The following is a 13,217-nucleotide window of genomic DNA, read 5'->3' on the forward strand; positions in this document are numbered from 1 at the left end:
ATAATGTCATAAAATGTAACATTATTTTCTTTTTTTCTCCCAAAAGAGTTTCAGTTGCTCAATATCATAATTTACAAGGATCGCGACAAAAACTCCCATAAATGTTTCAAATACACGTGCAAACACGTACAAAAATGTTTCTCCGCTTGGTATTGATAGGGTAATGATTAACATAGCCGCTACACCACCAATAACTCCTGCCTTGTTGTTCATGGCAACATTTGTCATAATGGTTAACATGGTACAAATCGGAACAACTAGTAAGGTTACCCAAAAGGCTCCATGAAATAAAGTGTTTAAGAGGAAAAAGACAAGGGCGTAAAAACCACCGATGCTATTTCCTAAGATACGCGAAGTTCCAAAATGAACACTCTTATCAAAGCTTTCTCGTAGACTGAAGACCGCTGTCAAAGCCCCGATTTGCAGTCCCTTCCAGCCAAAAAATCCAAAAATCAAGAGAACTAGAAAAACAGCAATGCCGGTTTTAAAGGTTCGCATGCCAAGTTTGAACTGTGACTTATCAAATTTATATTTTTTAAAATAACTCATAATCTCAACTTTCTATTTCCATTTTATCATAATTTAGTTGATTTTATGAGCCAAAATCAATCGGAAGCGTTTTTAATTTAGACTATAAAAAAAGAGGAAACAGAGTTCCTCTTTTCATCGTTTCATTTAAGAAAGCTTATTTTTCTGTAAGTGCAGCCAATCCTGGAAGAACTTTACCTTCAAGGAGTTCCATTGAAGCTCCACCACCAGTAGAGATCCATGAGAACTTGTCTGCGCGACCAAGGTTGATTGCTGCGGCAGCTGAGTCACCACCACCGATGATTGATTTCACGCCAGGTTGTTTCACGATAGCGTCCATCACACCGATTGTACCAGCTTGGAAGTCAGGGTTTTCAAATACACCCATAGGTCCGTTCCATACAACTGTTTTGGCACCAGTCAAAGCTTCGTCAAATTTAGCGATAGATTTTGGACCGATATCCAAACCAAGGAAACCTGGATCAACTGCTTCACCTTCAGTGTCTTTCACTTCAGTGTAGTCCGCAAATGCGTTTGCTTCTTTTGAGTCAACTGGCAAGATCAATTTGCCGTTTGCTTTTTCAAGAAGAGCTTTTGCAACATCCAATTTGTCTTCTTCTACAAGTGAGTTACCAATTTCGATACCTTGTGCTTTGTAGAATGTGTAAGTCATACCACCACCGATAAGGACTTTATCAGCTTTTTCAAGCAAGTTTTCGATAACACCGATCTTGTCTGAAACTTTTGAACCACCAAGGATAGCCACGAATGGACGTTCTGGAGCTTCAACTGCTTCTTGGATGTAGGCAATTTCGTTTTCAAGAAGGAATCCAGCGACTGCTTTTTCAACGTTTGCTGAGATACCAACGTTAGATGCGTGTGCACGGTGAGCTGTACCGAATGCATCGTTTACGAAGATACCATCTCCAAGTGATGCCCAATATTTACCAAGTTCAGGATCGTTTTTAGATTCTTTCTTGCCGTCAACATCTTCGAAACGAGTGTTTTCAACCAAGAGAACTTGTCCATCTTCAAGAGCGTTGATCGCAGCTTCCAATTCAGCACCACGAGTGACACCTGGAAGGAAAGCAACGTCTTGATCCAATTTAGCTGCCAAGTCAGCAGCTACTGGAGCAAGTGATTTACCAGCTTTGTCTGCTTCTTCTTTTACACGGCCAAGGTGAGAGAAGAGGATAGCACGTCCACCTTGTTCAAGGATGTACTTGATAGTTGGAAGAGCTGCAGTGATACGGTTGTCGTTGGTAATCACGCCATCTTTTACAGGTACGTTGAAGTCAACACGAACGAGAACTTTTTTCCCTTTCAATTCAACGTCTTTAACAGTCAATTTTGCCATTAGATATGACTCCTTCTTTTTTTATACGTGTTAATTATATCACAAAATCAGCAAAAGAGATAGCAAAACCCTAAACTTTTCTTGTTCTTTCTTGCAACTGAAATTAGGATTTTTTAAAATCAAATCTAGAAAAACCTTATCAAATAAGTAATCAATGCGAGATAAAATAATCAAAACAAGGTCTGACTAATCTACAGTCAAACCTTGTTTTTAGTTTTTATGAGGAAATCCAAGAATTCTAAATCGATTAGTCTTCTTTTTTCTTTCTAGCAATCAAGCCATAGGCACTCATTGCTCCAAGAAGTCCAAGCGCTACTAGACTTGCATCTGTTTCTACTCCTGTATTTGGCAGTTGTTTGCTTGCTGCTTCACCTTTGACAGGCACTTCTGCAGTTGGAGCATTTGTACTTGGTGTAGCTGGAAGTCCCTTTTGCTCTTTAGAGAGGGTATCAGCATGAGGTTGATCTGGACTTGGCGCCACTTCTTTTGTTCCAACTTCTGTGATTTCTGGGAGAGCTTCCTTGAGAACCTCAGTCGAATGAAGGGTGCGTTTGCCCTGACCATCGACTTCTACTAGACGACGAATTTGTCCTTCCTCTCCTTTTTGGACAAGTTGACGTTGACCTTTTAGAAGACTTGCATTTGGTCGTTCTTGACGTTCGAAGGAAACTGTCCCCTCTTCAATTTCCAGTTTCGGATTTGCTAGAACTAAATCTTTCACTCCTTCTGATGGTTGATTACTTGAAAGGACTTTTGTACCAACTTCAGTGATTTCTGGGAGAGCTTCCTTAAGAACTTCAGTCGAGCGAAGGGTGCGTTTGCCTTGGGCATCTACTTCTACTAGACGACGAACTTGGCCTTCCGCTCCTGCTTGAACTAGCTGGCGTTGTCCTTTTAGAAGCTCGGCGTTTGGTCGCTCCTGACGTTCAAAGGCTGTTGTTTCAGTTTCAATAACTAGTTCAGGAAGAGCTTCAACCGTTGGAGCCACTTCATTTGGATCCATGCTTCCAACATGATGGCTTTCTTCTGCAGGTGCTAGTCTCTTATTCAACTTTTCTTTCATGTCCGCAAAAACTTGTGGAGTTGGTGTTTGTGAAGACAACAAAGATTCAGCTTGGGCAATCAACTCATCCTGAGAATCTTTTTCACGGACGGATTCGAGCAAGCCTTCCAATTCTTCTCTAGTAGTTTGATAACGTTGATTTCCATCCAAGTCCGCTCCAGCTTGTTTCAATTCATTCAAGGCTTTGTTGACTTCTTCTTGACTGGCATCATGGTTTTCTGCAACAGCTTTCGCTGCATTGAGTTTCTCTGCTAGTACAGCTTGTTTGTCCTCACTTGAGAAGGTATAGGCAAGGGTTGACTGACGGCCTTGGGCAGCAGTGATTTCTTGTTTGAGGTACTCATCGTTGACAGCTGCTTTTGGAGAAACCAAGACATCAAACTCAGTGGTGTGCCCCTTGTAATGCAAGGTCAAGGTCTGACGACCAGTCTTTTGAGCATCGTATCCCGTAATTTCAACACCTTTATCAGTAAAGCTGTGAGTTTCTTCTGTCTCATCATCATAGAGAACTCCGAAGCGACCTTCTGCAAGATCCAGTTGCTCTCCTACTAGATAGTCCGTTTTCGGTTTCTTAGTAATGTACAGACCTGCTACTTCTTTTGGTTTTCCTTCATCTTGTCCTGTCACTTGGACTTTCAGATCACCTGACACTGGTAAACCAAGGTATTGAAGTGTTAGGTTTTGTTCCCCTTTTTGATGAGCGTCGTACCCAGATACCGTCACACCTGAGTGAGTAAGGTTAATCAGCTCGTCGGCTTGTCCCCCTTCGTATTGAACACGGAGTGTTCCGCCTCTGAGGTCCAGTTTTTCTCCTTCTTTATAAACTGTCTTCTTAGGTCCTTTTTCAAGGCTAACAGATTTAATTTTTCTTTCATCCTGTGGAATCGCTACTGCCAAGGTGTTACTGATTTCTTTGCCAGGTAGTTGGGTACGATAATAGAGGAGATTTGGTTGTTTGTCAAAGGCTAATGGTGCTGTTGCCAGGCCGCCACCAGTTTCAGTCTTCAAGGTTGCAATTGGTGTTTGTAAATTCGCCTTGTCGTAAACAGTGATGGTCGCACCTGCTGGAACATCAGAGAAGCCTAGTTGAACTTGGTGGTTTCCAAGTGAACGAGCAGCTACCTTAGCCATTGGAATATTTTGACTTTCTGTGTCCAAGGTTTCATACATCTTCCAGTTATAGATACGAATAGCCTTCCAAGGTGTTCCGTTATCAGATGTAATGACATGCAAACGCCAGTCTTGGGCAGTGATTGGTTTATCAAGAGTGATATCCGTAACGTGCGCTTTGTTGCCACGGACTTCCTTAGCTAGCTTCCACTCACCATCTGTATCCTTGTAGTAAAGATCAAAATCCTTGGTGTTCATCAAACCATCGTTAACAGACTCACCACCAGCTCCCGCATGATCCATCACCCATCTAACAACAGTACGTGGCTTGGTCAAGCGAATATCCACACTACCGCTCAACTGAGCTGAAGACCACTTGTCTGACAAGCTAGTAATGGTACCGTTCAACATGCCTTCGATGCCTTCTCCACCTTCAGTATTCGGGAAAGTGCTATCAATAACCTTTGCACCTGGAACAATATTTTCAGCCAAAGGTCTTGGGAGAGTTGTATCCTGAACAGTCATGCCCCAGTTAAAGGATGCTGTCGCCGCCTCAGAACGAAGTCCATTTTTACCAACTGCAACGACTTTTAATTCTTGTGTTGTACCAGTCGCATTAGCAGAACGGCTAACTTTTGGCAAGTAGATGGTTGAAGCAGATGAACCTGTTAACAAACGCCAGTTATCCCCATCTTTTTCGTAGACTTCATAGAAGTCCGCATCTTGGTTACCAGCAAATTGAACCACTGCTTCAGCTTCTTGGGCATTCTTAAGAGATTGCTTCACCACAGAGAGACCTGTAGGTGCTTGTGGGGCTTGTTGATTGTCTGAAATTGTTAATTGTCCTAGGTTGAACTGATAATCTTTTACAGCACCTTCATGTTCGAAGAAGAGTTTAACTGCATAGATGGTTTTACCTGCTAGTGAGCTAAGGTCAATTTCTTCATTTGTCCAGTTGTCAGAAAGAGTCAGTTCTTTCCATGCCTCTGCATCCTCAAATTTGTAGTCTGGAGTCGTAGAGAAGGCCATATAAACTTTCGAGCCTTTTCCTCCCTTGTGAGCAACCCGAAGTTTGGTTTTCTCCGTTACTTCTAGTTTAGTAGAATACAAATTCACATCCTGATCCGTCTTACCAGCTACATCACCTGAGAATTTAAGGGAATTTCCGCCATTGTAGGCATCTGTAAAGTCATATTCTGCACGAAGTTTTTCCCCCGTCGAAGTCTGCCACCAGCGCCATGTTGGCAAGACACCTGAAACAGAACGATAGTTCCACTCAGAATCCTTAGAAACTTTGCCGTCTACAAACCACTTTCTACCATGACCTGTATTAAAAGAGGTAGTGAAGGTCCGGCCTACTGCTGGAGTGCGGTCCGCAACTAAATTAGCAATTCCATACCACTCTTTATCACCTGGTTTTTGAGCCGTTGGATCCCCTTGGTAACCTGTAAAGAAGATGTCTTCGTTCTTGTGGTAATCTTCACCTGTTTTTCCTAGACTGGTAATCGTATCTGGCGCAAAAAGTCCAAGTGACAAGCGCAACTTGCCTTTTTCATCTAAGAGGGCACCCCATTTGACTTTTGTTTTATAAGAGCCACCTTGTTGCAATTCCAAGCCTGCAAAGACATCATATTGGCTACGCTCTAGCCATTTAGCCATCTCTACAGAATGGTCATTCTTTTCCTTGTTCCAGTTGAAGTTAGCAAAGAATTGATCTGCAGGGACCCTGTCACCTTCTTTTTGCATGAACTGGTAGTTGTAATCGCCTAGACCATCTTCGTGGTAACGACCATATTTGTAGGTCATGGCATCGTACCAAGCATACTTGATTGGATGGTTGACTTTAGCTGCGTATTCTTTTGTATAGAGCATGAACTGGCGCATTTTTTCACCAAGAGGTTCTACCAATTCACCCGTTGTCTCCTGGTTGATGAAATAGCCATCAAAGCCATAGTATTTAGCGAGATCGACGAGTTTTCGTGCGATAGGGAAGGTGCCATCCTCATCTTGTTTCAAAGCAGCGGCAAATTTCTCTTGGTCAGCAATGCTATTTGACCAGTTAAAGAAAAGTGTTCCATAAACGGGAACTCCGTTGCGGTGCCCTGCATCAATGACATCTGGAGTAGGGACTAGGCCTTCCCAGAAGACCATTGAATCCAAGTATTGCCAATAGTCAAAAGCATAGGCCTTGAATTCCTCTCCACCGACAGAAGCGTGGTCTTTGGCCTTTGAGTTGGTGTTTGCTAGTGCTTGAACTTTAGCTCTTCTGCTTGCTTTTTCGTTAATCAACTGACCTCTATGGCGCTTGGCAAGTTCAACTGAGGAACGGTTGATGGGATCATCCTCACGCGCACCAGGTTCCCATTTCAGCAAATCTTCCCAAGTATCAAACTTGATTTCTTTTGGTCGGAGACTCTTCTCTTCATTTTTAGGAACGTCTGCTAAACTTGGTTTGTCGGCTTTATTGTCAACCACTTGAGGAGCTTCCTCAGGCTTGACTCCTTCTTTATCAGTTGGTTTTTCAGCTGTTTCTGTCAGAGCTGGCTTCGCTTCTTCTTTTTCATTAACCAAATCCGTTATTGCTGGAGTGTTTTCTGAAATTGGTTGCTCAGCTACTTTATTCTCTGTTTCCGATAATTGTTTTTCGATAGCTGCGGTGTCTGGTTTAGCTGTTTCAGGGACAGCGACCTGTTCGGCAAGAGCTGGACTCGCAAATAGAGCTGAACCAATCATCAAGGAACAAGCCCCGATCGACAACTTACGAATACTGTAACGGCAACGTTTTTCAAAAAATAGATCTTTCATCTTATCCTCCTAATAGAACAAAAAAGTAACTGTTCCCACAATCAATCATCAGAACAGGATTATCTTCATTCTATCTTATATGAAAGCGTTGTCAATCCGTTTGATAAAAAAACTATAACTAGGATAAGAAACAGTTTAATTTGGATATAATCCTTGCAGACATTTATACTTGAGGTAAGAACTCTATTTAAGGAAAAAATTTAAAAAAGTTAGCGATTTCTTACTAAAATAACAGAAAAACACTTGTGGGATTTCCTATTATCCTTTAAAATAGAATAGGAGAAATTCCGTTATTATTTTTCGGAGGAAAAAGAAATGTCCATTAATTGGCAGGAAATTTTATTTCACTTTTTAGGAGGTCTAGGACTGTTTTTATACAGTATCAAGACCATGGGGGACGGTTTGCAACAAGCTGCTGGAGATCGCCTTCGTTTTTACATTGACAAGTACACCAGCAATCCCTTTTTAGGTGTTCTAGTTGGGATTGTCGTGACCGCCCTGATTCAGTCAAGTACAGGGGTTACAGTTATTACGGTTGGGCTGGTCAGCGCTAGTCTTCTAACTCTTAGACAGGCTATCGGAATTATCATGGGAGCCAACATCGGAACCACTGTTACTTCCTTTATCATCGGTTTCAAACTAGGCGAGTATGCTTTACCCTTGATTTTCCTTGGAACCATGTTCCTCTTCTTTACAAAAAACAGAACAGCAAACAATATCGGGCGCATACTGTTTGGTGTCGGGGGAATCTTCTACGCCCTTAACCTCATCAGTGCCGGTATGAGCCCACTTAAAGATTTACCACAATTCAAGGAATATATGGTAACCTTGGGACAAAATCCTATTTTAGGAGTAGTAGCTGGTGCAGTGATTACCGTCCTCATTCAGGCCTCTTCGGCTACAATCGGGATTTTGCAAGGCCTCTATGCAGGTGGCTTCCTCGACCTTAAAGGTTCACTACCAGTTCTCTTCGGGGATAATATCGGGACAACCCTAACCGTTATCATCGCGGCAGCTGGAGCCAATGTCTCTGCAAAACGCGTTGCAGCAACCCACGTTACCTTTAACGTTCTAGGGACTATTCTTTGCTTAATCTTATTAGGCCCCTTCACTGCTATGATCGAGTACTTCCAGGCACTTCTTCACCTCTCACCTGAGATGACGATCGCCTTCTCTCACGGTGCCTTTAACGTAAGTAACACCATTGTACAATTTCCATTCATCGGAGCCTTGGCCTACTTTGTAACCAAGCTCATCCCTGGTGAAGACGAGGTTGTCAAGTACGAGCCCCTTTATCTCGACGAACAACTTATCCAACAATCTCCTTCTATCGCTCTAGGAAATGCCAAAAAAGAACTTTTGCACTTGGGGAACTATGCAGCAAAAGCTTTTGACCTTTCTTATAACTATATCATCGGTTTGGATGAAAAGGTAGCTGAAAAAGGGCACAAGACAGAGGAAGCCATCAACACCATTGATGAAAAACTCACTCGTTACCTCATCAGGCTCTCAAGCGAATCCTTGAGCCAAAAGGAAAGCGAAGTGTTGACTAACATCCTTGATTCATCTCGTGATTTGGAACGGATTGGGGACCACGCGGAAGGCTTGCTCAACCTAACAGACTACCTCCAACGCAAAGATGTTCATTTTTCTGAAGCTGCTCTAGAGGAATTAGCTGATATCTATCAAAAAACTACTGCATTTATCAAAGATGCACTTGATAGTGTAGAAAATAACGATATTGAAAAAGCTCAAAGTCTGATTGAACGCCATAAAGAAATCAACAATATGGAACGTGTTCTCAGAAAGACCCACATCAAACGCCTTAACAAGGGTGAGTGTTCTACACAAGCTGGGGTCAACTTTATCGACATCATTTCCCACTACACTCGTGTGTCTGACCATGCTATGAACCTAGCTGAAAAGGTCATCGCTGAACAGATTTAATAGGTAAGAAGCCACCTTTACTTAGGTGGTTTTTTCGTCTCCTCATTAAGAATTTCTTTTGGAGCATAAAAAAAATACTTTGATTCACAGTGGAATCAAAGCATTTTAAAGAGTTCTCCAAACATGATAGCAGAAACTGCAGTGCCCCTGTACTTGGCCTCTTCTTTTTTGATAAAGCGCGCCAAGTTGATCAATTCAGGTGCTGGGTGTTTGGGATTAGTGAGCAATTCACGATTGACAAGTCCTGAGAGTCGGACTGCTAGTAATTGCTCATTTGTAGTAGGTAGTTTTTTAGCAGTCTCTAGGAGAGCAGCAACTAAATCTTCACTCAAGCCCTGACGAGCATGATTATAGAGTTCTCTTATAAGGCTTTCTAGGTTTGGTTCTACCATCTCCTGACCACCTCCCTTATATTTAATAATTTTTAATCAAATCAACCGTTGAACGATCCAATTTTTTCACCAGAGCTTGCAAGAAGGCTTGAGCTTCAATAAAGTCATCCATAGCATAAAGTGTTTGATGTGAATGGATATAACGAGCGCAGACCCCGATGGTTGTAGATGGGACACCGCCATTTTTCAGATGAGCTGCCCCAGCGTCTGTTCCGCCTTTTCCACAGTAATATTGGTACTTGATACCTGCTTCTTCAGCCGTTGTCAAAAGGAAATCCTTCATACCTGGGAGGAGCAAATGGCCTGGATCGTAGAAGCGAATCAAGGTTCCATCCCCAATCTTGCCTTGGCCACCATAAACATCACCAGCAGGTGAGCAGTCAACTGCGAGGAAGACTTCTGGGTCAAACTTAGTTGTAGAAGTATGAGCGCCACGGAGACCAACTTCTTCTTGGACGTTGGAACCAAGATAGAGTTCATTTCCCAGTTTTTGGCCTGACAAAGCTTCTGCAAGCTCGCTTACCATGAGAACACCGTAGCGGTTGTCCCAAGCTTTAGAGATGATATTTTTTTCATTGGCTGTCAAGATAGCAGAGCTATCAGGGACAATGGTGTCACCTGGACGGATTCCAAAACTTTCTGCTTCAGCCTTGTCCGCAAAACCACCATCAAAAACAATATCTGAAATAGCTGGCATGGTTGGTCCACCTGTTCCACGAGTCAAATGTGGAGGAACAGAACCTGAAATCACAGGGATTTCACGACCGCCACGAGTAAAGAGTTTAAAGCGTTGGCTGCTAACGACCATAGGGTTCCAGCCACCGATTTCAACCACACGGAAGGTTCCGTCTGGCTTAATCTCGCTGACCATAAAACCAACTTCATCCATGTGAGAAGCAACTAAGACGCGTGGTGCATCCGCAACTTCTGAATGTTTAATACCGAAAACACCACCCAAGCCATCTGTCACCACTTCATCCACGTGCGGTGTCAACTTATCACGAAGATAGGCACGGACAGGTGCTTCATGACCTGAGATCGCAGCAAGTTCTGTTACTTCTTTGATTTTTGAAAATAATGTTGTCATTTCAGTTCCTTCTTTCTTTCATCCATTTTACCACTTTTTATAGGAGAAGGATAGAGGGAAAGTAGATTGTTTTTTACTCTGTTTTCCGATAAAAGAAAGGGGCAGATGTTATTTCAGGAATTTTTCTATCACTTTACATTAAATTGTCAGAACATTTATTGACAGATTAAAAAAATCGTGTTACATTATCTCCAAGGGTATTTTTATACCAAATCTACATGAAAGGACGGGGTATGAAACTCTCTCATATTTTAACAGGCTTACTTCTACTCCTAGTCTTTCTCTCCATCACCATTGGAACCAGTGATTTTTCTTGGGAAAAATTCTTTGCTTTTGACCAACAGACCTGGCTTCTCTTTCAAGAGTCGCGTCTTCCAAGAACCATCAGTATTCTCCTTGCAGCCTCTAGTATGAGCATGGCAGGACTCCTCATGCAGACCATTACTCAAAATCAGTTTGCTGCTCCGAGTACAGTCGGAACGACAGAAGCCGCCAAACTGGGAATGGTGTTGAGCCTCTTTGTCTTTCCGTCTGCTAGTCTGACCCAAAAGATGCTCTTTGCTTTTGGCTCATCCATCTTATTTACCCTCTTCTTCCTAGCCTTTATGACTATTTTTTCTGTAAAGGAAAGGTGGATGTTGCCCTTAATTGGGATCATCTATAGTGGGATTATCGGTTCTATCACAGAAGTTATCGCCTATCGTTTCAATCTGGTTCAGAGTATGACGGCCTGGACCCAGGGCTCCTTCTCCATGATTCAGACCCATCAGTATGAGTGGCTCTTCTTAGGCCTCATTATCCTGATAGCCGTTTGGAAATTATCCCAAACCTTTACCATCATGAATCTGGGTAAGGAAACCAGTGAGAGTTTGGGGATTTCTTACTCCCTACTTGAAAAGCTGGCCCTCTTTCTAGTGGCGCTAACGACAAGTGTCACCATGATTACCGTGGGTGCCTTGCCATTTCTCGGGGTCATCGTTCCCAATCTCGTCCGCAAGCGCTATGGAGATAATCTGGGCCAAACCAAACTCATCGTCGCTCTGGTCGGCGCCAATCTGGTTCTGGCCTGCGACATCCTCTCTCGAATCTTGATTCGGCCCTATGAGCTGTCTGTCAGTCTCCTTCTAGGAATCATCGGTAGCCTCGCCTTTATCCTACTTCTATGGAGAGGGGGACGAAAAGATGCAGTTTAAAAGCAAACATACCAAACTCTTCTGCCTTCTCATTATTCTGGCCATCGGGGCTTGTCTCCTCTACTTTTGGCCCTTCACCCATCTGTCTGCCTTTGCCTGGAAGTTGCGTTCCCAAAAGATGGTTGTTTATCTCTTGGTAGCCATCGCGACAGGGATTTCGACCATCAGTTTTCAAACCCTGACGGAAAATCGTTTCCTGACACCTAGTATTTTGGGAATCGAATCCTTCTATGTTCTGCTTCAGACCCTACTACTGATATTTGAAAGCAAATTTCTACAGCTTGGAAAGTCTCCAATCTTAGAATTCCTAGTCTTGCTTCTGCTTCAATCCCTCTTCTTTCTCGCCTTACAAGGTTACTTGAAGACGCTGATGAAGCAAGATCTGGTCTTCATTCTGCTGATCTGTCTAGCCCTCGGAAGTCTCTTTCGAAATATCAGTACCTTCCTACAAGTTCTGATGGATCCAAATGAATACGATAAACTGCAGAACAGTCTCTTTGCCTCCTTTCAGCATCTCAACACTTCCATCCTAGCTATCGGTTCTCTGATCATCCTTGCCTTGACAATCTTTTTCTTTCGAAAAGCAGTCGTTCTGGATGTATTGCACCTGCAAAGAGAAACGTCTCAGATACTGGGACTCGATGTTGAAAAAGAACAGAGGGAACTCCTCTGGGGCATCGTGCTTTTGACCTCAACAGCCACTGCCTTGGTAGGGCCTATGGCCTTCTTCGGCTTTATGCTGGCCAATCTTACCTACCTGATTGTCAAAGATTATCGGCACAAGTTGCTCTTTATCGTAGCCATTCTGATTGGATTTATTAGTTTGACCTTGGGGCAAGCCCTCATCGAACGAGTCTTTGCACTGGAAATTCGCATCAGCATGATTATTGAGAGTGTGGGTGGCTTCTTATTCTTTATCTTACTTTACAGGAGGGCGCGTCGGTGAAACTGGAAAACATTGATAAATCCATTCAAAAACAGGATATTTTGCAAGACATTTCGCTTGAAGTCAGTCCTCAGAAACTGACAGCCTTCATTGGTCCAAATGGTGCTGGAAAATCAACTCTCCTCTCCATTATGAGCAGACTGACCAAGAAGGATCAAGGAATCCTCAGTATCAAAGGCCGTGAAATCGAGAGTTGGAATTCGCAAGAACTGGCCAAAGAACTGACTATCCTAAAGCAGAAAATCAATTACCAAGCCAAATTGACTGTTGAAGAACTGGTCAGTTTTGGACGTTTTCCCTACAGCCGTGGTCGACTGAAGACAGAAGACTGGGAAAAAATCCGAGAAACTCTGGACTATCTAGAACTGACCAACTTAAAAGACCGCTACATCGATAGTCTGTCTGGTGGACAGTTGCAACGTGTCTTTATCGCCATGGTACTAGCCCAGGATACAGACTTTATCTTGCTGGACGAACCGCTCAACAACCTCGATATCAAGCAAAGTGTCAGCATGATGCAGATTCTTCGACGACTGGTGGGGGAACTAGGGAAAACCATTATCATCGTTCTCCACGATATCAACATGGCCAGCCAGTATGCGGATGAAATTGTTGCCTTTAAAGACGGTCAAGTCTTTTGCAAGGGAACGACTGCCCAAATCATGCAGGCTGACCTGCTCAGTAAACTCTATGAGATTCCCATCACGCTGGCTGATATCAATGGCAAAAAGATCTGTATCTATAGCTAGACAATCAGAACTCATGTTAGAGAAACCTCTGTCTCTTAGC

9 protein-coding genes are annotated in these 13,217 nt (G+C 43.0%); 4 read left to right on the forward strand and 5 right to left on the reverse strand.

Annotated features, from left to right (window positions below):
- Window positions 1-21: 21 nt before the first annotated feature.
- The 3 genes from D8805_RS07540 to D8805_RS07555 form a co-directional block, all read right to left on the reverse strand.
- A complete protein-coding gene (locus tag D8805_RS07540) occupies window positions 22-549 on the reverse strand; it encodes an FUSC family protein (protein WP_061865697.1) in 528 nt (175 codons plus the stop codon).
- Between the two features lie 136 nt (window positions 550-685).
- Window positions 686-1,885 carry a phosphoglycerate kinase gene (locus D8805_RS07545; protein ID WP_125416572.1) on the reverse strand — a complete coding sequence of 400 codons (1,200 nt, stop codon included), beginning with the start codon at window positions 1,883-1,885 and terminating at the stop codon, window positions 686-688.
- Window positions 1,886-2,132: 247 nt separating this feature from the next.
- Window positions 2,133-6,863, reverse strand: a complete 4,731-nt coding sequence (locus D8805_RS07555; RefSeq protein WP_125416574.1) for an endo-beta-N-acetylglucosaminidase — start codon at window positions 6,861-6,863, stop codon at window positions 2,133-2,135.
- Between the two features lie 315 nt (window positions 6,864-7,178).
- Here D8805_RS07555 and D8805_RS07560 point away from each other — a divergent pair, with 315 nt between their 5' ends.
- On the forward strand, window positions 7,179-8,810 hold the full coding sequence (locus tag D8805_RS07560) for a Na/Pi cotransporter family protein (protein ID WP_125416576.1): 1,632 nt from the start codon (window positions 7,179-7,181) through the stop codon (window positions 8,808-8,810).
- 95 nt (window positions 8,811-8,905) lie between these two features.
- Here D8805_RS07560 and D8805_RS07565 read toward each other — a convergent pair whose 3' ends face one another.
- The gene (locus D8805_RS07565) at window positions 8,906-9,202 is read right to left on the reverse strand and encodes a bacteriocin immunity protein (RefSeq protein WP_061417978.1); all 297 of its coding nucleotides are present in this window, start codon (window positions 9,200-9,202) and stop codon (window positions 8,906-8,908) included.
- A 22-nt stretch (window positions 9,203-9,224) separates the two neighbouring features.
- The gene (gene pepA / locus D8805_RS07570; protein ID WP_061417981.1) at window positions 9,225-10,289 is read right to left on the reverse strand and encodes a glutamyl aminopeptidase; all 1,065 of its coding nucleotides are present in this window, start codon (window positions 10,287-10,289) and stop codon (window positions 9,225-9,227) included.
- A gap of 233 nt (window positions 10,290-10,522) precedes the next feature.
- On the opposite strand from pepA, the gene D8805_RS07575 reads away from it, so the two are divergent.
- From D8805_RS07575 to D8805_RS07585, 3 genes are read left to right on the forward strand one after another with little or no spacing between them, the layout of a single operon-like run.
- Entirely contained in the window at window positions 10,523-11,482 is a 960-nt protein-coding gene (locus tag D8805_RS07575) for an ABC transporter permease (protein WP_061417985.1), read from the forward strand.
- Window positions 11,472-12,428, forward strand: a complete 957-nt coding sequence (locus tag D8805_RS07580) for an iron chelate uptake ABC transporter family permease subunit (protein WP_061417988.1) — start codon at window positions 11,472-11,474, stop codon at window positions 12,426-12,428. Before D8805_RS07575 ends, D8805_RS07580 begins: the two co-directional genes overlap by 11 nt.
- Window positions 12,425-13,177 (forward strand): iron ABC transporter ATP-binding protein, encoded by a 753-nt coding sequence (locus D8805_RS07585; RefSeq protein ID WP_125416581.1) that lies wholly within the window; start codon window positions 12,425-12,427, stop codon window positions 13,175-13,177. The genes D8805_RS07580 and D8805_RS07585 overlap by 4 nt, the downstream gene beginning before the upstream one ends.
- Window positions 13,178-13,217: the final 40 nt, after the last annotated feature.

The organism is Streptococcus oralis subsp. dentisani (assembly GCF_003944205.1).
GTDB classification, from domain to species: domain Bacteria; phylum Bacillota; class Bacilli; order Lactobacillales; family Streptococcaceae; genus Streptococcus; species Streptococcus oralis_BH.